Genomic DNA, 23,586 nt, shown 5'->3' on the forward strand with positions numbered 1-23,586 from the left:
GCTTCAGCGCTCGACCGCCCCGAGGTCAGCGGCCGTACCGTTGGTGGTGCGCACCGTGGGCAGGAAGCGGCTGTCGAGTTGCCGGTTGACCGGGAAGGCGCTGACCGCCGCCGGGGCCGCGCGCCCGGCATCGACAACGCTGCTGCCGGCCAGCGGCACCATGGTCTTGATATCGACCGGCGCGGTGGTGCCGGTGAGCTGCGGTTCGAGCAGGGTCAGCACGCCCCCCACGGTGTGCCAGGGACCGGCGTCGCTCCACTTCGCATCGATCCAGTTGCGGCCCAGGTTGACGATGCCGCCGGAGGGGATGCCGTCCGCGTTGTCCTGCTTGTCGCGCATCCGCGGGTACTGGATGGCGGGGTCGAACAGGAAGACGTTGTTCCAGACTTCCACCTTCTCGTCGTTGGTCGAGACCTGGAACAGCACCGCGTAGTCGTCACCCGTGATGTGCACCGTGTTGTTGAAGAAATACAGGGTGCCCTTGCGATAGGACGCTTCGCTGCCGGCGTGGTCGCCGCCGTAGTGGATCGTCGAGCCCTTGCGGCCGTCCTTCACGATCTGGTTGCCGTAGACATAGGTCTTGCGGTAGTTGGGATCGGCCATGGCAATCGAGGCGTAGTCCTCGGCCTCGACCAGGTCGAGCGCGCGGGCACCGTCTTCGATGCGGTTGTAGCGGATCACCGGGCCCACCGAGCGGTCCTTCAGCGAGTTGCCCAGCGCCCCGGCACGCATCGGGCCGTAGCGGTTGAACTCGTAGACGACGCCGATCGACTGGATGTAGGTCGTGTGCTCCAGGTAGCCGCCGACCACGCCGTTGCCGTGCATGTAGTTGCCGGCGATGCGGACGTTGCGGGTGACGGTGAAGTCGCCCTCTTCCTTGGAGCTGCTGAAGATCGCCTGGCTGCAGTCGTTGATCTCGTTGTTCGCGATCACGATGTTGTGGCCACGCTCCAGCCAGACGCAGGCGCCGAAGTCCTCGTAGGTGCGGCGGGCACCGGTGGAATCGGTGAAGTAGTTGCCGCGCCGCGCACCCCGGAGGTGCAGGCCGTCGAGCTGGATGAAACGCGGATAGGCTGTCCAGTCCTCCGCCTTGAGCCGGTGGATGGTGACGATGGAGCGGCTCTCGAACAGCTCGTGCGCATAGGTCAGGCCCTTGCGCGCGACCGCGTCCTGACCGTCGACCACCGGGCGCTCGCCGCTGGCGTTCGGCACACCGCAGACGCGCACCCAGGCATCGGCACGGCCCTTGGCGTTCAGCACGATCTTGCCCCGATAGGGCGTGCTGCGCCAGAAGATGCGCACCGTGTCGCCGGCCGCCAGCGTCTCCCACGGCACGTCAGCGAGGCTGGCAAGCTGGCCGGCGTTCGGGCCGACCTGGTAGTCCTTGCCCTTGCCGGAAGGCTGGCAGGGCGCGAGCGACAGGCCTTCGACCGGCGCGGGCGCCGGGGTGGGCGCAGGCGCGGGAGCCGGCGCGGGCGGCGGCGGTGCCGGAACCGGAGCGGGCGCGGGTGCAGGCGGTGTGGGCGCAGGGACGGGAGCCGGAGTCGGCGCAGGAACAGGCGTCGGCGCCGGCACGGGAACGGGTGTCGAAGCAGGCGGCTTCGGCACCGGGGCCGAAGCGGGAGGTGTCGGAGCCGATGGTGACTGGCCGGGCGGTGTCGGGGCCGGGGACGTCGGCCCGGGACTCGGTGCCTGGCTCGGGTTGTCGGCGCCCGCGGAGGTGTCCCCGCTCGCGCTTCCCCCTCCTCCGCAAGCGGCGAGCGATGCCGTCAGCAACAACCACCCTGCAAGCACCCCACGACGGCGTTCAGCAATGCCCATGCCCGTTCCCTCTTGATCTTGTTGTCACCGCGCATCCAGGGAACGCACGGCGGACCGAACAGGCGGTACTGCTGGCTCCGCCCTCTTTTGTGACCAGACGCGGCCGGCAGCACCTGGGGCACGCCACTCTCTAAGGCGCGCCCGGCTTGGTTTCCGACCCTGTCTACTTCTACAGGTGCGCCAGCGTACGGGGAATTGCCGTATCGTGTGTAAGGCTTTGTTGCCAAAACGGCGTCACTGTGGCGCGCCGTGAACGATTACCGCAGTTCGAAGGCCCCGAGGTCATAGCCCCGGCCCTGCCTGCGCCGTTCGGCGAGGCCGCCTTCGGGGCTGTATTCGTGGCGTACCGCCAGGTTCTCGACGGCCACGCCGGCCCGCGCGGCGGGCGGCACGGCCGAGGCCAGGTCGAGCACCGGCGCGCCCGCACGGGGTCGCCAGTCGGGCGCGAGGCCCGGGTCGCGGCCGGGCGCCAGCCGGCCGGTGCTGCGCAGGGCCACCGGCGCATTGCCGCCGCGCGGCAGCCAGCCCGGGCTGATCCAGTTGGTGCCGGCCAGCTCGATGTTCCCGCCCTCCGCGCCCAGCCTCAGATCGGTACTGCCCAGGTTGACAACCACGTTGCCACGCGCCGAGACGGTCTGCTGCGACGTCGGCATGTCGAACAGGCTGACGTACCAGAACTCCTTGCGCTGCTCGGCCTTGACCACCACGGTGTTGTTGTAGAAGTGCAAGGTGCCGCGGCGGAACACCTCGGGGCTGTTGTCGCCGCCCCAGTGGATCAGCTTCATCGAGGCCTGGGCCGGCGTGCCGGCGTCGTCGACGATCAGGTTGCCGAACACCCAGGCATCGTTGTAGAGCGGGTCGTCGCTGATCCTGGTGACGCCGTCCTCGATCTCGACCAGGTCGAGCGCGCGGGCCGCCGCGACGATGTGGTTGTAGCGCACCACGGTGCCGCTGGCCCGGTCCTTCAGCGAGGAGCCCAGGGCGCCCGGCACCAGCTGGCCGATGTAGTTGCCTTCATAGAGCGTGCGGGCCGCCTGTACGTAGAGGTTGTGCTCCAGCCAGCTGCCAGGGTTGCCGTTGTCGTGCAGGCGGCTGCGCCGCACCGTGATGTAGGCGCTGGCCTCGTCGTTGGAGCGGCTGTTGACGAACAGGCCGTTGGCATTGCCGGTGATCTCGCAGTTGTCCAGCGTCAGGTGCTCCACCACCACCGCGTAGATGCCGGCGGCACCGCTGGCGTAGCGGCCGGTGCTGCCGTCCTGCGCGATGTAGGTGTTGGCCTTGTTGGCACCGCTGACCTTGAGGTTCTGGAACACGATGTGCCGCGGCCGGTGCCCGTAGCGGTCCTGTGGGCTGCGGTACAGCACGATGGTGCCGAGGTGCTCGCTGTGTTTCTTGTCGAAGAACTGCGCACGCACCGCGTCACGGGCGGTGACCGCGGAGGCGCCGCTGATCTCGGGCCGCCGGCACCTGGCGTCGGTCACGCCGTTGATCACCACCGGCGCGTCGGCGCGGCCCTCGGCGCGCAGGCCGATCTTGGTTCGGTAGGGCTGGGCCCGGTGGTGGATGTTGACGACATCGCCCGGGCCGAGCTGCAGCCAGGGCACGTCCTCCAGCTCGGTGTAGGGCTTGCCGGGCCCGACGTCGAAGGTGCGGCCGCCGCCGCGCGCCTTCAGCGCTTCGGAGCAGGCGTTGCTGCGCAGGGGCGGCACGGGCGGCGGCCAGGTGGCCACGCTTTCGTCGCTCAGCAGCGTGGACGGCGGGGGCAAGCCGGTCTGCGCCGCCGCCGTGCCGGCCGTGACCAGCTGGGCCAGCAGCAGCGCCCCCTGTACCCAGCGCCCCGCGCCGCGATGCCTTGCCTGCTGCCTGCTTGTCGTCATGCCGTGCCCTCCCGCTCGAGCCTTGCATTGTGCAAGCCAGCGGCCTGCCAGCGTCCGACACCCCCTGAAATGAGCGCCCCCGCCGCCCCCGGAAAGCCGCGGCCTTGCACTACAGTGGGCGGCTCTCTGTTCCGGGCTTGGATATTGCGTATGCGTGTGATGCACATCGTCGATTCGCTGGAGCGTGGCGGTCTCGAACGTGTCGTCACCGATCTCGCGATCGCCCAGAAACGCCAGGGCCAGGATGTCTGCGTCCTGAGCCTGCTCGACACCGAGGGCCTGAAGTCCGAACTGCTCGCGCAAGGCGTCGAGGTCGTCGTGGCCGGCAAGACCCGGCCCTTCGACCTGCGTGTGCTGCGCACGATCCGGCGCAGCGCGGCCGAGCGGCAGGTCGAGGTGGTGCATGCCCACAACTTCGTGCCCAACTACTACGCCGCGGTCGCGCTGTGCGGCATGCCGAGGCGCCCGACCCTGGTGGGCACCTGCCACGACATGGGCACCCGCCTGAGCAGCCGCAAGCTGAGCCTCTTCTACGCCTGGTCGCTGCGCCGCACCGCGGCCGTCGCCATGGTGGGCCGGCAGGTGCACGACCGTTTTGTCGGCGGCGGCATCGTGCCCGGCGCGAAGGCCACCACGGTGCTCAACGGCATCCCGGTGGAGCGCTTCGCGCCGAGCGCCGAGCGGCGCACGCGCGCCCGCGCGGCCCTCGGCCTGGCGCCGGACGCGCTGGTGATCGGTGCCGTGGGCCGCCTGGTGCCGCTGAAAAACCACCGCCTGCTGATCGAGGCCCTGCCGACCCTGGCGGCGCTGCATCCGCAGCTGCGCCTGGTGCTGATCGGCGGCGGACCGCTGGAGCAGGAGCTGCGCGACGAGGCGACCCGCCTGGGCGTGGCGGGCCGCGTCGTTTTTGCGGGCCTGCGCCCCGACGTCGCCGAGCTGACGCCGGCCTTCGATGTGTTCGCGATGCCCTCGCTGACCGAAGGCTTGTCGATCGCGCTGCTGGAGGCCTGCGCCACCGGGCTGGCGGTGGTCGCCACCCGGGTCGGCGGCAATCCGGAGATCGTCAGCCACGGGCACACCGGGCTGCTGGTGCCCGCGGCCGACGCCGGCGCACTGCAGCAGGCGCTGGCCGAGTTGCTGGGCCAGCCGGCGCAACGCGAACGCCTCGGCCAGGCGGCCGCCGCCTGGGTGCGTGCGCATGCCTCGATCGACACCCTGTGTCGCGCCTACGACGACTTCTATGCCCGTGCACGCGGGCGGCCGGCTCCCCAGGTGCTGGCCGCCTGAGCCGGGGTCGGCGCCTCAGCGCGCCTGGGCTTTCCAGGCTTCGAAGGAACGCCGCAGGCCCTCGGCCGTCGCGACCCGCGGCGTCCAGCCGATGCGCTTGAGCGCCGCATTGCTGTACTGCAGCGGCGTGAACATCGAGCGCACGACATAGGGTGTGAACACGGCCGGCAGCTGGCCCTTGGACAACTTGTGGTAGCGCACCAGCCAGCGCGCGCCCATGGCCAGGGCCCAGTGCGGCACCGGCAGCACCCGCAGCTTCTGCACCGAGCGCCGGTACTGGCGCAGATAGTCGCCGCAGCTCGGCAGCTCGTCGTCGACCACGCTGAAGACGCTGCCCGGCGCGCCGTGCAGGGTCGCCCGGGCCACCGCGTCGGCGCAGTTGTCGACATAGGTGAGCGGCAGCAGCGACTTGCCGCCGAGGCTGAAAAAGAAGCCCATCGCCTTCAGGCCGACACGCGGCGACAGCGCACCACCGCCCGGGCCGTAGATGACACCCGGGCGCAACACCACGGCCTCGAAGCCGTGGGCCTGCTGGAACTCCTTGAACAGCTGCTCCTGGCGGGTCTTGGCATAGCCGTAGGGACCTTTCTCGACGCCGACACTCTCGGTGGGCGTGTTCTCGTCCAAGGTCGCGCCGGGCTGCAGCTGCTCGGTGCGGAACACCGCGAAGGAGCTGATCAGCACGATGCGGCGCACCGGCACCTCGGTGGCGGCCTCCAGCAGGTTGCGCGTGCCGATGACGGTGTTGGCGAACATGTCGGCCGGGGCGCCCCGCATGCCGGCGGCGGCATGCACGATGCAGTCGACGCCGCGCACCAGCTCGGTGAGACTGCCGCGTGCCAGCAGGTTGCCGGTGCCCACCTCGATGCGGGCCTCCGGGAAGTCGCGCTGCAGGTCCTCCACCAGCCCGCGCGGCGCGGTGTGGCGCACATGCAGGCGCACATCCCGGGCGCCTTCGGCAAGCAGGCTGCGGGCGATTTGTTTGCCGAGGAAACCGGCCGCGCCGGTGAGCAGGATTTTCATGCTTGGGCCTCGATGCCGGCGACGATCTGGTCAATCACCCGGCACACCCGGATGATCTGGTCCTGCGGCACGGGGTCGGCCCCCTTGCCTTCGACCGCGTCATAAAAACGGTCAAGCAGGACACGCATGCACTGGAAGTAGTGGAACTGGTGGCGCCGGAACTGCCCGGCGTTGTGCCAGCCGTTGCGCAGGAACTGCTTGCCCTGGCTCCAGGGCACGAACACGCGGCCGAGTGCACTGGGCTGGTTCTGCCGCGCGCTCCTGACCAGCGTGCGGGCCGCGTAGTCGAGCTCGACCGTGTCCTTGCTGCCCACCACACGCAAGGTGTGGGCCACCGGCCGGCCGTGTGCGCTGACCATGCCCGACACGGTCAGGCTGCCGCTGCGCAGCAAAAAACGCAGTTCGTCGGGCATCGCGTCGACACCGGGGTTGCCGGTGGGCTCGCGGCGGCGGAAGGCGCAGACCTGGGTCTGGACCTCGTCGTTTAGGTGGGGCACGACCTTGGCCAGCACATGGTCCAGCACATTGTGGAAGAGCTTGCCCGGCAGCCGGTGCACCCAGTGGCCGGGGTCCGACATCACCGCGATGCCGTAGTCGCCCGCCAGGTTGTAGCCGTAGGCGGTGTCCAGGTGCACCAGCTCGCCCAGGGCGCCGGTGTCCAGCAGGCGCTGCAGCTGCAGGCCGGGCGACTCGAAGTTGTAGAGGTAGTTCACGCCCACCTTGCGGCCGGCCTGGTTGGCCAGGTCGACGATGGCGCGCGCCTGCGCCTCGGTGAGGGCAAAGGGCTTTTCCATGAAAACATGGCAGCCCGCGTCGAAGGCGATCTTCGCCAGCGCCAGGTGCGAATCGGGCGGCGTCGCGATATGCAGCGCGTCCAGGCGCTCCGCCTTCAGCATCAGCTGCAGGTCGGTATAGCGCGCCGGGATGCCCAGGCGCACCGCCAGCTGCTCTGCCATCAGCGGCTCGCGGTCGCACACGGCGACCACCTCGGCGCGTCCGATCGCACGCAGCTGCTCCACATGACCGTCGGCAATCTTGCCGCACCCTACGATGCCCACACGCAACACGTGAGTCCTCCCGATGTTCGAAGTTTCTTTGCGGCGCCGGCTCAGCGGCTGCTGCGCCGCCAGGAGCCGCTGTAGCGGCCGCTCGCATAACGCAGCGAGGCCACCAGGAACGCCCAGTTCAAGGCAAACAGAAAAGCCGGCAGGCGCAGCAATCCGGGCAGGCGCAGGCCCTTGACGCTGGCAGCGAACAGGCCCGCCGCCCCCAGGTAGCCGAGCAGTTGCAGCAGCGCGAACACCCGCCAGGCCATCGAGTCCAGGCCCAGCCAGGCCGAGCCGAGCAGCGCCAGCAGCAGCAGGTGCGGCGCGATCCAGCGCAGCACCTTGTGCGACAGGTACGCGAAGGCCGTACCCGGCGAGGTGCGCAGCAGGTACTCCGGATGGCGGCACAGCGCCTGGAAGTTGCCGATGCCGATACGCACGCGGCGGCGGTACTCCTCGCCGATGGCGTCCGGCGTTGCCTCCTCGGCCCAGGCCGAGGGTTCGTAGACGAGGCGCTGGCCGGCGGCCGCGACGTTCATCGCAACGCAGAAGTCGTCGCAGATGGTGTCGGGCCGCAGCGGCTTCCACGCCGCACGGCGGATCGCATAGATGGCGCCGTTGGCGCCCAGCAGGCCGCCGATGCGGGCCTCGAAAAACTTCAGGAACTGCTCGATGCGCCAGTAGAGGCTGTCCTGGTTGTCGCCGGCGCTGCCGGCCAGCCGCAGCTCGCCGCTGACGCCGCCCACGCCCGGGTCCTGGAAGGGTGCGACCAGACGGCGCAAGGCGCCCGGCTCGAAGAAGGTGTTGGCGTCGGAGAACACGATCAGCTCTTCCTGGGTGCGCGACACCAGGTCGTTCAGCACATTGGCCTTGCCGCGGTTCTGCTCGAAGACGAAGGCGCGGATGCGCGAGTCGTCGCAGGCCGAGAGGATGCTGCCAGTCGCATCGCGGCTGCCGTCCGAGCCGATGTAGCCGCACCAGCGGTCGGCCGGGTAGTCCAGCGCCAGCAGGTTGGCGATGCGCTCGCCGATGTGACGCTCTTCGTTGAAAGCGGAGATGACGATCGCCACCCGCGGCAGCTCGCCCTGCTTCAGGGTCGCGCGCCGCTCGGTCTTGCGGAACACCCGCGCGGCGTCGCGGCGCCCCTGCACCGCCGCGCCGAGCACGAACAGCACCAGAGGATAAACAAGGTAGGAATACAGCACCGCCCCGAGGCAGGCCAGCACCAGCGCGGGCAGGATCATCATGACACCCTCAGCGTTGCCGCAGGCAGGCTCGCGCCCACCTCAGGCGGCCCGCGCCTGCTCGCGCGGCGCATAGGCGGGCCGCGGGATCAGGTAGTCGCGGTACTCGTTCGGGTCTCCGCTGAGCCCGGCTTCGGCGGCCTTGACAATGTTGTACATCTCGCGCGCGCTGACGTAGTGCAGCTTCCATTCGCGGCCGTCGTTGTAGCGTTGCTCCAGGTGGCTGAAGGCCTCGTGCATGGGCTGGCCCAGCAGGGTGTCCATGTCGCGTTCCTGCGTGCCGTGGGTGTGCACCTTGACGAAGATCCAGTCCGGCTTGCCCTGCACGTGGATGCCGGTCTCGACCCAGGCATCGACACGCGCCGGGGTGGGCGGGTTGCTGGTGCGCACGTCGGCGTTCTCGATGCGCGGCAGCAGGCCGAACTTGCGGTGCTTCCACATGAAACCCAGCGGGCCCTGGATCAGCATCAGGTCGCCCACCGGACGGCCGCCCACCTTGACGCGCTCGCCCCTGTCGTGCGACTTCGGCCGGTTCACGTCGTCAGTGGCGTAGTAGATCTTGTTGATGGTGCTGGTCTGGCAGGGATCGGGCGCCGCGGGGAAGGTGTAGTCCACATAGCAGCCCTCCTCGCGCAGGATGACCAGCTCGTTGTTGACGCCGCAGCCATGGCCGTGGCCGTGCGGGTGCGAGTTGTCCAGCGCCCAATTGCCATGGATGAAGGCCCAGCGCGGCTGCCCGGTGGCCGCATCGACCGGCAGCGCGTCGTGGCGCTCCACCAGCAGGCGGGTGAAGCGCCGCAGCTTCTCGCGCAGTCCGGCCTCGGTGTCCTTGTCGTGGTGCAGGTGGATCTCGATCTCGCCGATGCCCATGCGGCACATCTCGACCAGTGCATCGAGGTGCTCGGGCCGGTACTCCTCCTCCGGGTAGAAGAAGCTGTGCACCGGCGCTCGGCCGTCGGCGTCGCGATGCAGCGCGCACAAGGTCGGGTAGTCGCGCCGCCAGCGTGCCACGCGGGCGCACTCGACCTCGTAGCTGGGCTGCTGCCAGCCCGGCTCGTAGTGGTCGACGAAACAGAACATCACGTGCTTGAGCCCGGACGCACGCGCCTCGGGCTTCCAGTCCTGCCGCAGGTAGCTGCGCAGCCACACCGAGATGTTGCGCTGGCGCAGGTAGGCAAACACGACGGCGAGCACGCCCAGCAGCAGCAGCACGACGAGCAGGACCAGGATCTTCATGAACGGTGTTCTAGGTTTGGAAACATTGAGGAGCTGCGGGCAGCGACGTCGATTCGCCGCCCTAGCCCAAGCGCACGAAACCCAGCACGGCGGTCACGCTCAGCACCATCACCTTGAAGGTGGCGCGGACCCAGTGCTCGCCCTGCAGGCTGCCAGGCGCCGCATGCTCGGGCGCGAGCCGGGTGGCGCAATACCAGGCGGACGCGCACAGCGCCAGCAGGAAATAAAGCGTCGGCTGGTAGGTGCGCGACAGGAACCAGGCGCAGGTCAGGAAGCCGACGAAGGACATGCGCAGCAGCTCGCTCATGCGGTACTCGGCGCTGCCCGGCGGCGCGTGCCGCGTCGCCAGTGCCATACCTTTGTAGGCGACCACCAGCAGTCCCATCCACATGAAGTAGCCAAACAGCCCGAGTTCGGAAAAACACAGCACGAAAGAGTTGTGTGCCGTGAGGTGGTGGTGCTCCTGGAAGTTGCCGTAGCCCACGCCGAAAAGCGGCCAGGACTTGAGCATCATCAGGCCGGTGCTCCAGGCCTCGATGCGGTCGCCGGCCGAGCTTTCCTTGGTCGACAGCGCGCGCTCGCTGCCCATGCTGGCGGCAATCGCCGCGGCGCCCATCAGGCCCAGCGCGATGCCGCTCTTCAAGGAGCCGAAACGCTTGTGCAGCAGCACCGCAAACACCCCGCCGACCCCCATGATGGCGCCGCGCGACTGGGTCAGCATCATGCTGTAGAGCATGGTCGCGCTGGGCAGCCCGATCAGCACCGCGTTACGCAGCAGCCGGCGCGGCCGGTAGAGCGCCCACAGCAGCGGCAGCGCCATCACCATGGCCTGCGCGAAATCGTTCGGGTCGTTCAGGAAACCCAGCCAGCGCACGCGCCAGATGTAGAAGCCCGAGGTGTCCTCGGCGGGGACAACGGTGTCCCCCGGCGGCATGCGGTCGCCGCGGTCGTCGATGTAGCTGTTCTGGCGCAGCACCAGGTCCTCGGCCCGCTCACCGGTGTGATAGGACCAGATCGTCGTGCCGGCGGCCAGCACCAGCACCACCACCACCGCCCCGCAGGTGGCCTGCAGCCGCCGCACCGTGGTGACGTTCATGCACACCAGCACGAACAGCAGCGCCGAGGCGCTGAACTGACTGACGGCATCGATGGCACCGCCGGCCCAGCCGTTGGCGACCATCGAAACCGCCAGCGCGAGCGTGAAGCCGCCGAGCAGCCACAGGAACACCGGATGGGCCGAGAACTGGCGTTTCATCACCGAGCGCACCAGGGCGCTGCCGAAAGCGAGCAGCCACAACCACAGCATGGGCCGATAGTCGGTCAGCTCGGGTGCCAGCAGCTCGATCGGCCGCAGGAACACGAGAACGACATACAGCAGGAAGATGGCGAAACTCATGGCCCGGTCTGACTCACGCGCGTCGGCTGCCGAGGGCGCCGGGCCACCTCGTACTTCGCTGGGGTGCTGAAGGAAAACAGACAAAAGGGGACCGGCACCCCCCCTGTATCAAGAGGTGCCAATGCTAAAGGGCTGCCGTGCCTTTCAGCGAGAATCTGCCCCCCTAGCATGCGGGGGGCGGGGCACGGCGAGGGGGCAGGCGCACCTATGATAGGCGCCTCACACAGGCAGCAGCACGCCGTGAAGCGGTCGCCCTGCCCTCAAGCCACACGAATTACCCCCGCCGGGGGTCGAGCTCAGGGTCATGACTCAGACGACATCCACGCCCCCGCTGCAGCGGGTGCTGTATCACCACCGTACCCAGGGCAAGGCCGTCGAAGGCGTACACATCCGCGGCATCACCGATGCACTGCGGGCGCTCGGCGTCGCGGTCGATGTCGTCTCGGTGCCCGGCGCCGACCCCTATGCGAGCCCGAAAGCGATGTCCCCCACGCAGCAGGCGCGCTGGTGGATGAAGATCGTCGCGCGCCTGCCCGAGCCGCTGTTCGAACTGGCCGAGCTGGCCTACAACGCGGTGGCCGGCTGGCGCATCCTGCGTTACCTGGCGCGCCACCCGGACGTCGAGCTGATCTACGAGCGCTACTCGCTGTTCCTGTTCGTCACGGTGCTGATCGCCAAGCGGCGCGGCCTGCCCATCATCCTCGAGATCAACGACTCGGCCGCGGTGCACCGGGTACGCCCGCTGCACCTGGGCGGCCTGGCGCGTCGCATCGAACGCTGGACCCTGCGCAACGCAAGCGGGCTGGTGTTCGTCTCGGGCCTGTTCCGCGACCGCGTGCTGCAGGCACATGGCAGCATGGCGCCTGCCATCGTGACGCCCAACGCAGCCGATATCGACAAGTTCAGCTTCACCGAGGAGCAGCGCCGCCAGACGCGTGCCAAACACGGGCTCGACGGCGCGGTGGTGTGCGGCTACCTGGGCGCCTTCGTGCCCTGGCATGCCATCGACCAGTTCGTCTACCGCATCGCCGACCGGCTGGCGGCCGCCCCCCATCTGCGCCTGCTGCTGGTGGGCGACGGCGCGACCTTCGAGACGGTCGCGAAGTTCGTGCACGACCGCGGCCTGGATCGCCAGGTCATCCTCACCGGCCGCGTGCCGCACGACGAGGTGCCGGGCCTGCTGGCCGCGATGGACCTGGCGGTGCTGCCGAGCGCCGGCGACTACACCTCGCCGGTCAAGCTGTTCGAGTTCATGGCCTGCGGCATCCCGCCCATCGCCCCCGACTTCTCGCCCATCCAGGAAGTGCTGGCCGAAGGCCGCACCGGCTGGATGTTCAAGGCCGGCGACCTGGACGCCGCGGTCGAGGCGGTGCTGACCCGCAGCCGCGACGCCGAGACGCTGCAGCGTGTCGGCCAGGCCGCGCGAGCCTACATCGCGGCCCAGCGGCAATGGCGCCACAACGTGCTGCAGTTGATCGAGTTCAAGCACAGCGTCTCGGCAGCGCCGGCCCTGCCCGCCCATGCTGCTGCTGGCTGACCTGCGCGCCAAGCAGCGCCTCTATTCGCAGTACGGCGAGTCCTGCTCGCTGCTCAAGGCGGTGATGGCCGACGGCACCTCCGCCAATGCGCTCTACCGACTGCAGTCAGCCTTGGTGCGCTGGGGGCTGGCGCCGCTGGCGCTGATCCCGCACATCCTGAACAAGTGGTTCAACGGCTGCGTGATCGGTGTGCGAGCGTGCTTCGGCCCGGGTTTCGTGCTGATCCACCCGGTCGGGGTGGTGATCAACTCCAGCGTGCGCGGCGGCCGCAACGTCTGGCTCGAAAGCAGCGTCGTGATCGGCGACAACCGCGGCGGCTGCCCCACCCTGGGCGACGACATCTTCGTCGGGTCCGGGGCCAAGGTGATCGGGGGCTTGCGCATCGGGGCAGGCGCCCGCATCGGCGCCAACGCAGTGGTGCTGCACGACGTGCCGGCCGGCGCGACAGCGGTCGGCATTCCGGCCCGAGTGCGCTAGGAGCGTGTCGAGCTGACGCGGAGGCCGCTGCGGCCTCCGGCGGGCTCAGTGCGACAGGCCCGCGATCACCCGCCCTTCCATCACCGCGGGCACCGGCAGACCCATCAAGGACAGCAGCGTGGGCGCCACATCGAGATTGGTGCAAGGCGGGAGCTGGGCCGGGCGGATGCCGGCCCCGTAGAAAGCCAGCATGCCGTCGATGTGGTGCATGCCCTGCTTGACCGTGGGCGTGTCGGCAGCGAACAAGGCCTCCAGGGCATACGAGGCCTGGGCACCGGCAGCGCGCTGCGGGAAGCTGTAGCGCACACCTTGTTCGGGACGCGCCAGGCCCAGCGGCGTGAGGGTGAGACAGTCCTCGGTCTCCTCGACCGCGAAGGCGGCCTCCTCGACGCCGGCGACGCTGCGGCGTGCCGCCTCGATGCGGGCCTTGAGTGCAGCACGCGCCTCAGCGTCGGGCACGTGGATGTTCCACTGCGGCACCATCGTGGGCACCACCTCGGTCACGCCCTCGCGGCCCAGCACCTTCAGCAGGGCCTCGATGTCCTTGACACGGACCACCACCTTGCCCTCGCGGTACTTCTCGCTGATGTACGGCTGCTGCCCCATGCTGGAAGCCAGCACGAGCACGGTGTCCCGGTCGATCAAACGCATCGCGCGGCCCAGCAGCTCGTCACAGACGCGATAGCCGTAGGGCACCGCCTCGCCGTACTTGCGCTTCTCGTCGGGCGGCGACTTGACCGGGAAGTCGCTGTCGTCCCAGGCGCGCCAGTAGTGATGCATGTAGTGCGCCGCGTGGTTGCTGTGCCAGGTGGCGAAGTCGGGCCGCTCGTTGCGGTACAGCGAGGCGAAAAAGTCGAAGTTCAGGCGCGGCTGCAGGCTCACTCGCTGCCAGCGCAGGTGCGGCGAGACACGCTCGCGGGCCAGCTGGCCGGCAATGCGCACACAGGTCGAGGGCTTGAGGCCGAGGCCGAACAGGCGCGCGCCGGTCGCGACGTTCTCCAGCATGCCGGGCGGGCGTGTGGTCTTGTTGTGGACCTGGGTGTAGCGGCGGTTGATCGCCTGGACCGGCTGCAGTCGCGGCGGATAGGTCTCGTCACCGGGCGCGAAGGGGCCGGGCACCATGTAGCCCTTGACCGGCTCGGGCGGGTAGGCGCTGATGCTGCCGAACACACCGACCTTGCGGCCGGCCTCGGACACGTAGTGCCAGGTGCGTTTGGAGCGTATCGTCTCGCCCTTCTGCTCCAGCACGGTGGCGCCGTGGACCGCCTGCGAGACGCCCGTGTGCAGGGTCACCCAGGTGATCCAGGGGTCGAGCAGCGGCGGCCGCTCCACCGCCGACTGCACCCCCCAGGCGCCCTCGCGCCGCAACCTCGAGAGGTTGGGCAGGAAGGACTCGCCCCGGCTGGCGATCAGGCGGTCGACGACATGCCAGTTGATCTCGTTGAACTCCAGCAGCAGCACCTTGCGCGGCGCGCCGTGCTGGCGGGTCTGGGTGGTTGGGCTCATTGTTGTTCTTCCTCGGTTCAGGGCCGCGCGCCGGGACGGCGTGTTGCCACCACCGACTCGCACACCCGCAATGTCTCGGCAGCCACGTCGTCCCAGCTGCGGCGCATGGCGGCGGCGATGGCGTCGTGATCCCAGTGGCGGTCCAGCGCGGCACGCAGCGCGCTGCGCAGCTGCTCGACATCGCGCGGCGCCACCAGCAGGCCGTTCGACGGGTTGACGATCTCGCGTGTGCCGCCGACATCGGTGGCGACCACCGGGCGACCGCAGGCCACGGCCTCGACGACCACGTTCGGGTAGCCCTCGGACCAGCTTGGCAAGGTCAGCAGGTCCGAGGCCCGGATCCAGCGCGCCACCTCCAGCGGCGGCAGGCCCCCGGGCACGATGACGCGCTCGCCCAGGCCCGAGGCGGCGACCCGCTCCAGCAGCGCCTGGCGCATCACGCCATCGCCCAGCAGCACGAGGCGGAGCTTGGCGTCGCCGGCGGCCAGCTGCGAGAAGGCGCTCAACAACTCCAGCACCCCCTTGGCCTCGACGAAGCGGCCGACGAAAACGATGTAGCGGCCGTCTTCGGCCAACCCCAGTTGCTGCCTCGCCTCGCGCTGGCTGCCGGGGCGGAAGACCGAGGTGTTGAAACCGTTCACCACCGTGTGTACACGCGCCGGATCGGCCTGGAAGTTGTCGATCGCGGTGTGGCGCATCGCTTCGCTGACCGTCAGCAGCGCATCGGCCGCGGCGATGGTCTTGCGTGTCATCCAGACGTTGAGGCCGGAGCGCACATGGATGTCCGAGCCTAGCGCCCCCACGACGCACGGCACGCCGAGCGAGCGGGCCACCCGTACCGCGGCATAACCGTCCGGATAGACCCAGTAGGCCAGCAGCAGGTCCGGCTTCCAGGCACGCACACGCGGCCCGAGCACGGCCGCGCCGACATGGCCGTTGAGAACCCGCGAGACCACCGGCACCGCCGGGTAGCTGAAGGCCTCGACGTCGACACCGTCGAGCCGGTAGTCGCGCCCGACCTCGCCGTAGATGAAGCTGCGCGGGCGCAGCAGCGGCAGGCTGGGGTAGCGCAGCGACTGGAAAAACACCCGCACGTCGGCGAGCCGGCTGAGCGAACGTGCGGTCTCGTGGATATAGCGGCCGCGGGTCTGATCATGCGGCACCGGCAGCATGGGAGTCACCAGCGCAATGCGCAGCCGCCGCGGCGCGGCCGCGCCTGCAATATGAGACGCGGCGGCCTGGCCGCCTTCATCTGTTGTCTGGGCAGTCACCCGCATCGTCGCAATGTCCGAGCACTGCATGGTCCTCGTCCCCACCGGAAAGTGCCGGCATTGTGCCTCCGAAATGAGCAGGTCCGACGGCCCGGCAGCCGCCTGGATGAGGGATTGCATCCCGGTGAACCCGACGCAATAGTGGCGCCCAGTGCCGTACCAGGTGCCCGCAGAGGTCGGCGCGGCACAAGGCCCGGGCGAGGCAGACGCCGGAGCGTCCGGCGGCACCGGCACGTCCGCGCATCCCCTCCCGCGCCCTACTTTCCGAGGGTCGGTTCAGATGCAACGCCATCGCTTTCATGAGATCGACATGCTGCGCGGCATTGCCTGCGCCATGGTGGTCGCCTTTCATTACCTCTGGCGAGGCCAACAGGCCGGCTGGCTGGGCGACTCGCCGCCGGCGTGGCTGAGCCGGATGGCGGAGTTCGGCTACCTCGGCGTGCATCTGTTTTTCATGGTCAGCGGCTTCGTGATCTTCATGAGTGCCGAGGGCGCAACACCGCGCCAGTTCGTCGCCTCGCGCGTGTCGCGCCTCTACCCGGCCTTCTGGGTCGCTGCCCCGCTGACCGCCGCGGCGGCTTGGGGCTTTGGCAGCACCGACTTCGCGGTCAGCGGGCGCCAACTGCTGCTCAACCTCCCGATGACACCCCACTGGTTCGGCGTGGAGTTCGTCGACGGCGCCTACTGGTCACTGGCCGTGGAGCTGCATTTCTACATCCTGGTCTGGGCCAGCTTGCGTCTGGGCCTGCTGCCACGCACCGAGTGGCTGTTGGCCGGCTGGCTGCTGTTGTCCAGCCTGAACGCGGCATGGCCGACCTACACGGTCGAGTTCTGGCTGGAGCTGCGGTGGGCGCCGTTTTTTGCAGCCGGCGTCTGCTGCTACCTGATTCGCGAGCACGGCCTCAGCCGCGCCCGCCTGGCACTGCTCGGCTGGTCCTTCCTGCTCTCGCTTTACTACAGCAGCCTGGTGCACTGGTTCGCAGGACACACGGGCGCCGGTGTCCTGATTGCAGCGGCGGTGGTGAGCGTCTTCTACGCCCTCTTCCTGCTGATCGCCTTCGACCTCTGGCGCCTGCCGGCCTCCCGCTGGGTCTTCTGGGCCGGTGCCCTCACCTACCCGGTCTATCTGTTGCACCAGAACATCGGCTACCTCTTGATCGAGGCGCCCGGCTGGCGGCAGCTGCCCTTCGGGCTGCGGGTCACGGCGGTGTGCGGGGCGGTCACGGCCACAGCCTGGGTGCTGTATCGCTGCGTCGAGCGCCCGCTCGCACCGCGCCTGCGTCGCGCGCTGGCCGGCACGGTGCCCCTGCGCCTCGCGACCCGGTGAGGGAGCTGCTACCCTTGCCTGCCTCCGGTCCGCGACCGCTCTTCATCTGCTGCTGATTCGACTTGCATGGCCACTGCACCCACACGCCGCCGGCGCTGGGGCTTGACGCTCCTCGCCGCTGCGGCGGCCGCACTTCCACTGTCCTACTTCGCACTCAGGCACACCGAGCGCTCACCGGTGCCGCCGCACTGGCGCACCGACGCGCGGGCGCTGCTGTCGGGCATCAGGGTCGACCACAAGGTACGCATTCGCATGCGCGACGGGGTCGAGCTCTCGGCCTCGCTCTACCTGCCCCGTGCAGGCGCCGAGCGCCGCGGCACCGTGCTCGTGCGACTGCCCTATCACCGCCTGCGTTATGGCGAGGGATTGAGATCGGGCCTGTTCTTCAGCCGCCACGGCTATGCCGTGCTGGTACAGGACGTGCGTGGCACTGGCGACTCGGGCGGTGAACTGCTGCCCTGGCAACACGCGACCGAGGACGGCGTCGACACCCTGGACTGGATCGTCAAGCAGCCCTGGTCCAACGGCAAGGTGGGCACCTTCGGCTGCTCGGCGCTGGGCGAATTGCAGTTCGCCCTGGCGCGGGCCCGCCATCCGGCGCACAAGGCCATGGTGCCCCAGGGCGCGGGCGGAGCGCTCGGCTCGCTCGGCAGCACCCACGCCCACTACGGCTGGTACGAGGGCGGCGTGTTCCTGCTGGCGAGCGGCTTCGGCTGGTTTCTGGACAGCGGAGCGCTGCGCCCCGACGTGCCGGGGCCGGGCGAAGTTGATCGGGCCGCCGCCGTGCGCGAGCTGCCGGTGCGCAGCCTGGTCGAGCGCCATCGCCCGGGGCCCAATGGCTATCCCTGGTTCCTGAGCACCCCGCTGCTCGACCCACGCTGGCAGGACCTCGACTACGTCGGCGACAAGGACCGCTTTGCCACGCCCGCCCTGGTCATCAACACCTGGGGCGACCAGACCATCGACGAAACCCTGCTGATGGCCGAGCTGTTCCGCCGCCAGGCCCCGGCCGATGTGCCCCAGCACGTCGTGATCGGGCCGGGCAACCACTGCGGGCACGAGGCGGATGCCGAAAGCGGGCAGTTCGGCGAGTTGGAGATTCCGAATGCCGAGCAGCCTTACCGCGAGTGGTATCTGAAGTGGTTCGACCATTGGCTCAACGGCAAGGGCCAGGGCCTGATCGAGCTGCCGCCCTATCTGTACTACGTGATCGGCGAGGGCCGCTGGCGCAGCGCGGACAGCTGGCCACCGGCGGAAGCCGGCCTGCAACGCTGGTACCTGGCCAGCCCCGGGCGGGCCGGCGGGCGCGACGGCACGGGTCGGCTCGCGACTGAACTGGGGACCCAGCCGCCGGCTTTCGATGAATACCGCTACGACCCGGAGAATCCGACACCTTCGCTGGGTGGCGCGATCTGCTGCACCGGCAACCCCGAGCAGCGTTTCGGGCCGGTCGACCAGCGCCCCATCGAGCAGCGCGACGACCTGCTGGTCTACACCTCGGAGCCGCTGACAGCGCCGCTGCGTATTGCCGGGCGCATGAAGGCACACCTGACCATCTCGTCCAGCGCCCCGGACACCGACTTCATCGCCCGGCTGGTGCATGTGTGGCCCGACGGCCGCGCCACCACCATCCAGGAGGGCGCGTTGCGGGCCCGCTACCGGGCCGGTTTCGCGACGCCGCTGGCGCTGCCGCCGGATCAGCCTCAGGAGCTGACGGTGGACATGCGCTCGATCGCCTACCAGGTGCCGGCCGGCCACCGGCTGCGCCTGCACATCGCCAGCAGCAGCTTCCCGCGGCTGGAGCGCAACCTCAACACGGGCGGCGACAACCACGGGGAGACCCGGGCGGTGGTGGCCCGTAACCGCGTCTACCACGGCGGCGACGCGCCCTCCTTCATCGAACTGCCCATCATCCCGGAGCGCTAAAAAAAAGAGCGACCCCGCGGGGTCGCTCTGGGTTCCCTGAGCAGTCGCGCCGGGCGGCCATTGCCGCCGACGCAGGGGACTCAACGCTCGATGGCGCCGAGGTCCATCGCATTGCCCTTGATCGCACGCGTCTTGGGCAGGTAGCTGCGGTCCAGCTCGGCCTTCACCGGGAAGCCGCTCGCACCGCTCGGCGCGCTCTGGGCGGCGTCGAGCAGCTTGCTGCCGGCCAGCGGCACCAGGGTCTTCATGTCCACCGGCGGGGTGGTGCCAGTGATCATGTTGGCCTTGCCGTTGAGCTGGCCCCCCACGGTGTGCCAGGGACCGGCGTCGCTCCACTTCGCATCGATCCAGTTGCGGCCCAGGTTGACGATGCCGCCGGAGGGGATGCCGTCCGCGTTGTCCTGCTTGTCGCGCATCCGCGGGTACTGGATGGCGGGGTCGAACAGGAAGACGTTGTTCCAGACTTCCACCTTCTCGTCGTTGGTCGAGACCTGGAACAGCACCGCGTAGTCGTCACCCGTGATGTGCACCGTGTTGTTGAAGAAATACAGGGTGCCCTTGCGGTAGGACGCTTCGCTGCCGGCGTGGTCGCCGCCGTAGTGGATCGTCGAGCCCTTGCGGCCGTCCTTCACGATCTGGTTGCCGTAGACATAGGTCTTGCGGTAGTTGGGATCAGCCACGGCGATCGAGGAATAGTCCTCCGCCTCCACCAGGTCGAGCGCGCGGGCACCGTCTTCGATGCGGTTGTAGCGGATCACCGGGCCCACCGAGCGGTCCTTCAGCGAGTTGCCCGCCGCGCCGGCCCGCATCGGGCCGTAGTGGTTGAACTCGTAGATCGTGCCGATGCTCTGGACATAGGTGGTGTGGATCAGATAGCTGCCCGACACGCCGTTGCCGTGCATGTGGTTGCCGGCAATGCGCAGGTTGCGCGTCACCGCGAAGTCACCCTCTTCCGTCGAGCGGCTGAAGATGGCTTGCGAGCAGTCGTTGATCTCGTTGTCGGCGATCGTGATGTTGTGGCCGCGCTCGATCCAGATGCAGGCGCCGAACTCGACGAACGGCCGGCGCACACCCTGGGAGTCCGTGAACGAGTAGTTCGGATGGGCACCGCGGATGTGCAGGCCGTCGATCTGGATGAAACGCGGATACGCGGTCCATTCCTGCGAGCCCAGGCGGTTCACGACCACCACCGAACGCGACTCGTGCAGTTCGTGGCCGTAAGACAAGCCGCGCCGCGCCACCGCGTTGTTGCCGTCGATGGTGGGGCGCTCGCCGTTGGCACCCGGGACGCCACAGATGCGGACGGGGGCGTCGGCACGGCCCTGGGCGGCCAGCAGCACCTTGCCTCGGTAGGGCGTGGCGCGGTGGAAGACACGCACGGTGTCGCCGGCGGCCAGCTTGTCCCAGGGCACCTGGTCCAGTTCGCGCAGTTGGCCCGAGTTCGGGCCGACCTGATAGTCCTTGCCCTTGCCGGAAGGCTGGCAGGCGCTCAGTTGCAGGTGGTCGGGCGCGGGGGTCGGAGCCGGGGCCGGCGTCGGGGCCGGTACGGGTGCGGGCGTCGGAGCCGGGGCAGGTGCAGGCACCGGAGCAGGCGTCGGGGCCGGAACCGGAGCAGGCGTAGGAGCCGGTACTGGCGCAGGCGTCGGAGCGGGTGTCGGAGTCGGTGCCGGCACCGGCGTGGGAGTCGGCGCGGGACCGCGGCGACGCCAGGTCTTGCCGTCCCAGTAGAAGCGACGGCTCATCGCGTCTTCGCGCAGCTCGCCGTCGATGACGGTGCTCGAATCGAGGCCGTCGGCAGCGGAGGAACTGTCGCCACCCCCACCGCCGCAGGCGGACAGAGCGGCGCAGGTGGCAAAAAGGTGAGCTGCCCAGGCAAGCCGGGCACGGCTGAAGGTAGGTTGATTCACGGCGAAACCCCAATGACCCCACATATCGGCCAGGACATCGGCGCGTGGTCGCTGCTCGTGTCGCGGGCCTCTTCCAGTGCCAGGGACTCACCGCGTGGGAGCGGGTCGGCCACCTATTGTTTGGCGCTGGTCCTGTGTTCCGCCGATCAAACGCGGCGGCTACTCCTTTGAATGCGGCGAGATCCTAGGGGGGGTGTAGGGGTGATCTGTAAGCGAAGCAATGTTCGCGTAACGGGATGTTCCCCCATTTGCGAAGCGGGCAGGCTGACGTAACGGCAGCGCGCGAGCCGCATCGCCAGCTATACCGAAATATCGGGCCTGCGCAGCGGGCGGGCACGCACTCCGCGCGGGACGAAGAGGGGGTTACAAAACCGCGCGCTCTCTGGAAACGTGTCCCACGCAACCGAAAGTGTGAACTGCGTCACGAATGAGACAGGCACGATGCGAGACAGGGGCTCGAACAAGGGCCTCGGGCATGCCGAATGCTAGAGACTATTTTCCCGTCGGCCTTCCGGAGCATGCAAGAAGCGCTGGAAAAGCGGTCGTTGAAAGCGGCCTGACGGTTTCAGCGCAGGACACTTCCGCCCTGACCGACTCGCGCTCCAATGCTGGCGCCCTCGCGCCAGAGCCATTCGCTGAGGTGTTGAGCCATGCGGGCCGCAGGGCCACCATCCCAATACCCTGGTTCCTCGAGGGGCATGCGGCCACGGGTGACCGCCTCGCCGACCAGGGCCAGCGCGCGTTCGACCTCACGCACCACACCGGGTACCGCGGCCTCGGCCGCAGTGGCACCGGCGATCAGGCGCACCACCGGAATCGTCAGAGCCAGGCCCTCCTCCGCCAGCGCGCCGTCGCTGCCGCAGAGCAGGCAGCTGGCCCGCTGCAGCAGCCCCAGTGCTTCCAGGTAGCCGACGTCGGCGATCGCGTCGATCTTGCTGTTCTTGATCCAGCGGCCCAGCCCGACACGTTCCAGCGCAAAGCGGGTTTCTTCCTGCATCGGCCAGATCACCCGCAGATCGGGCGGCATCGCGACGAAGCCGGACACCAGGTCGCTGAGGATTTCGACCCGGGTTGACTCGGGGTCGAACTGCAGAGTCACGAGCACATAGCCGTCCTCGGCACGCAAGCTGCGCGTGGACGAGCCCTCGCGCTTCAGCGTGGCCTCCGGCTGCGTCGCCATCGGCGCTGTCAGGTGCAGGGTGTTCACCATCAGGTTGCCGAAGCAGTGCACCCGCTCGGCCGGGATGCCTTCGCGGTAGAGCGTGTAGTGGGTGGTGAGCTCGTTGGTGTAGAGGGCACCGGCCAGGCGGTCGAGCAGGATGGCGTTGCTGTCTGCGCTGCCGTCACCGCTGCGCTTGCCCGCGTCCACCCGCACCAGCGGCAGGCCGGCCTTGTGGGCCGCCAGCGCGCAGGTCAGGACCGCGTCGTCGCCGCCCATCGCGATGACGGCGGACGGCTGCAGCTCCTGCAGCAGCGCATCGAAGGCCTCGAGCACGGCAGCCGCTCGCACAGCGTAACGGCCGGGGCGGATGTCGAGATGGATGTCGAGCGCCGGGCGCGGCAGCACCGAGCCGAGTTCGCCCGGCAAGGTCAGCTCGTCCTCGCCGCCGGCGTTGAGCGCCACGACCGGCGGCAGACCGGGCTGGCGTGCGCTTTCTGAGGCGAAGGCACAGGCCTTCATGTAGCTCGCCGGCGAGTCGACCAGGCACAACAGAGGACGTGACACCGGCATGCCGGCGACATGCACGCGACGCACTGCCGTCGACATCGGTGTCGCCAACACCCCGGACTCGCCCACCGGGTCGGCGACCGCAGCGGCGGCGCTTTCCGGCGGGTCCTGGCCGAGCGTGCCCGGGTTGGACACGGCAGCGACGAAGGCCGACTCACCGACTTCGCCGCGCATCTCGCGGGCGGTCTGCATCACCAAGGTCGCGCTGACCTCGTCGGTGTTGTCCAGGTAGGCGCCCAGCAGCAGGCGGTTGCACAGCAGGTTGATGCGACGCGGGATGCCGCCGGTCCAGCGGTGAATTTCTTCGAAGGCGGCGTCATCGAACACCGGCTTGTCCTGCCAGCCCACCCGCTTCAGTCGGTGCTCGATGTAGGCGCGGGTCTCGGCGAGATCGAGCGGTCCCAGGTGGCAGGACGCGATGACACGCTGGCGGAATTGCTCCATCGAGCGCGATTCGAGCAGCTTGCGCAACTCCGGCTGGCCCACCAGAAAGCTCTGCAGCAGCGCGTGCTGCTCGAGCTGGAAGTTCGAGAGCATGCGCAGCTCCTCGATCGCCTCCAGGCTCAGGTTCTGGGCTTCGTCGACCACCAGCAGGGCGCGCCGCCCGCTCGCCGCCACCGCGGTGAGGAAGGCCTCCAGCCCCGCAATCAGCTCGGCCTTGGTCTTGCCGGCCGGCGCGATGCCGAAGGCGGTGCAGATCGCACGCAGCAGGTCGCCCGACTCGAGCTGGGTGCTGACCACCTGGGCCGCGACCACCTGCTGGCGGTCCAGGCCGCCCAGCAGGGTGCGCACGAGGGTGGTCTTGCCGGCGCCGATGTCGCCGGTGACAACGATGAAACCTTCTCCCTGGTAGACGCCGAACTTCAGGTAGGCGAGCGCGCTGGCATGGCCCCGGCTGTCGAAGTAGAACGACGGGTCCGGGTTGAGCTGGAAAGGCGCGCCGCTGAAACCAAAGTGCGATTCGTACATGGAACT

The 23,586-nt window shown here is 69.1% G+C and carries 16 protein-coding genes; 5 read left to right on the forward strand and 11 right to left on the reverse strand.

Translation table 11 applies throughout. The features are described 5' to 3' along the window. Positions 1 to 3 precede the first annotated feature (3 nt). Both OOT46_RS06545 and OOT46_RS06550 read right to left on the reverse strand, forming a co-directional pair. Positions 4 to 1,335, reverse strand: coding sequence for a hypothetical protein (locus OOT46_RS06545; RefSeq protein ID WP_265402792.1), 1,332 nt, complete (start codon positions 1,333 to 1,335; stop codon positions 4 to 6). Between the two features lie 743 nt (positions 1,336 to 2,078). Then, complete coding sequence (locus OOT46_RS06550; protein ID WP_265402793.1) at positions 2,079 to 3,698, reverse strand: right-handed parallel beta-helix repeat-containing protein; 1,620 nt, start codon at positions 3,696 to 3,698, stop codon at positions 2,079 to 2,081. A 159-nt stretch (positions 3,699 to 3,857) separates the two neighbouring features. Between OOT46_RS06550 and OOT46_RS06555 the strand changes: the two genes are divergently transcribed. Next, on the forward strand, positions 3,858 to 4,985 hold the full coding sequence (locus tag OOT46_RS06555; protein WP_265402794.1) for a glycosyltransferase: 1,128 nt from the start codon (positions 3,858 to 3,860) through the stop codon (positions 4,983 to 4,985). A gap of 15 nt (positions 4,986 to 5,000) precedes the next feature. Here OOT46_RS06555 and OOT46_RS06560 read toward each other — a convergent pair whose 3' ends face one another. From OOT46_RS06560 to OOT46_RS06580, 5 genes are all read right to left on the reverse strand, one after another. Further along, entirely contained in the window at positions 5,001 to 6,008 is a 1,008-nt protein-coding gene (locus OOT46_RS06560) for an NAD-dependent epimerase/dehydratase family protein (protein ID WP_265402795.1), read from the reverse strand. Continuing rightward, positions 6,005 to 7,066: a Gfo/Idh/MocA family protein gene (locus OOT46_RS06565; RefSeq protein WP_265402963.1), complete on the reverse strand. Its 1,062-nt coding sequence runs from the start codon at positions 7,064 to 7,066 to the stop codon at positions 6,005 to 6,007. Before OOT46_RS06565 ends, OOT46_RS06560 begins: the two co-directional genes overlap by 4 nt. Positions 7,067 to 7,116: 50 nt before the next feature. After that, the gene (locus OOT46_RS06570; RefSeq protein ID WP_265402796.1) at positions 7,117 to 8,301 is read right to left on the reverse strand and encodes a glycosyltransferase family 2 protein; all 1,185 of its coding nucleotides are present in this window, start codon (positions 8,299 to 8,301) and stop codon (positions 7,117 to 7,119) included. Between the two features lie 39 nt (positions 8,302 to 8,340). Then, positions 8,341 to 9,534, reverse strand: coding sequence for a hypothetical protein (locus OOT46_RS06575; RefSeq protein ID WP_265402797.1), 1,194 nt, complete (start codon positions 9,532 to 9,534; stop codon positions 8,341 to 8,343). A 61-nt stretch (positions 9,535 to 9,595) separates the two neighbouring features. After that, positions 9,596 to 10,930: an O-antigen ligase family protein gene (locus OOT46_RS06580; RefSeq protein WP_265402798.1), complete on the reverse strand. Its 1,335-nt coding sequence runs from the start codon at positions 10,928 to 10,930 to the stop codon at positions 9,596 to 9,598. A 304-nt stretch (positions 10,931 to 11,234) separates the two neighbouring features. Between OOT46_RS06580 and OOT46_RS06585 the strand changes: the two genes are divergently transcribed. Together OOT46_RS06585 and OOT46_RS06590 are read left to right on the forward strand one after the other, a co-directional pair. Then, a complete protein-coding gene (locus OOT46_RS06585) occupies positions 11,235 to 12,467 on the forward strand; it encodes a glycosyltransferase family 4 protein (protein ID WP_265402799.1) in 1,233 nt (410 codons plus the stop codon). After that, entirely contained in the window at positions 12,451 to 12,945 is a 495-nt protein-coding gene (locus OOT46_RS06590) for a serine O-acetyltransferase (protein ID WP_265402800.1), read from the forward strand. Before OOT46_RS06585 ends, OOT46_RS06590 begins: the two co-directional genes overlap by 17 nt. A gap of 45 nt (positions 12,946 to 12,990) precedes the next feature. On the opposite strand, the gene OOT46_RS06595 is transcribed toward OOT46_RS06590, so the two are convergent. Continuing rightward, entirely contained in the window at positions 12,991 to 14,451 is a 1,461-nt protein-coding gene (locus OOT46_RS06595) for a hypothetical protein (protein WP_265402801.1), read from the reverse strand. 17 nt (positions 14,452 to 14,468) lie between these two features. Then, positions 14,469 to 15,752 carry a glycosyltransferase gene (locus OOT46_RS06600; protein WP_265402802.1) on the reverse strand — a complete coding sequence of 428 codons (1,284 nt, stop codon included), beginning with the start codon at positions 15,750 to 15,752 and terminating at the stop codon, positions 14,469 to 14,471. 250 nt (positions 15,753 to 16,002) lie between these two features. Here OOT46_RS06600 and OOT46_RS06605 point away from each other — a divergent pair, with 250 nt between their 5' ends. Both OOT46_RS06605 and OOT46_RS06610 read left to right on the forward strand, forming a co-directional pair. Continuing rightward, complete coding sequence (locus tag OOT46_RS06605; RefSeq protein ID WP_265402803.1) at positions 16,003 to 17,049, forward strand: acyltransferase family protein; 1,047 nt, start codon at positions 16,003 to 16,005, stop codon at positions 17,047 to 17,049. Between the two features lie 66 nt (positions 17,050 to 17,115). Next, entirely contained in the window at positions 17,116 to 18,975 is a 1,860-nt protein-coding gene (locus OOT46_RS06610) for a CocE/NonD family hydrolase (RefSeq protein WP_265402804.1), read from the forward strand. Between the two features lie 80 nt (positions 18,976 to 19,055). Here the strand turns inward: OOT46_RS06610 and OOT46_RS06615 are convergent, their stop codons facing one another. Together OOT46_RS06615 and OOT46_RS06620 are read right to left on the reverse strand one after the other, a co-directional pair. After that, positions 19,056 to 20,558, reverse strand: a complete 1,503-nt coding sequence (locus OOT46_RS06615; protein WP_265402805.1) for a hypothetical protein — start codon at positions 20,556 to 20,558, stop codon at positions 19,056 to 19,058. 889 nt (positions 20,559 to 21,447) lie between these two features. Further along, complete coding sequence (locus tag OOT46_RS06620; RefSeq protein ID WP_265402806.1) at positions 21,448 to 23,580, reverse strand: XrtA/PEP-CTERM system-associated ATPase; 2,133 nt, start codon at positions 23,578 to 23,580, stop codon at positions 21,448 to 21,450. Between the last annotated feature and the right edge of the window lie 6 nt (positions 23,581 to 23,586).

The organism is Aquabacterium sp. A7-Y, from assembly GCF_026153205.1.
In the GTDB taxonomy this organism is placed as follows: Bacteria; Pseudomonadota; Gammaproteobacteria; order Burkholderiales; family Burkholderiaceae_C; genus Caldimonas.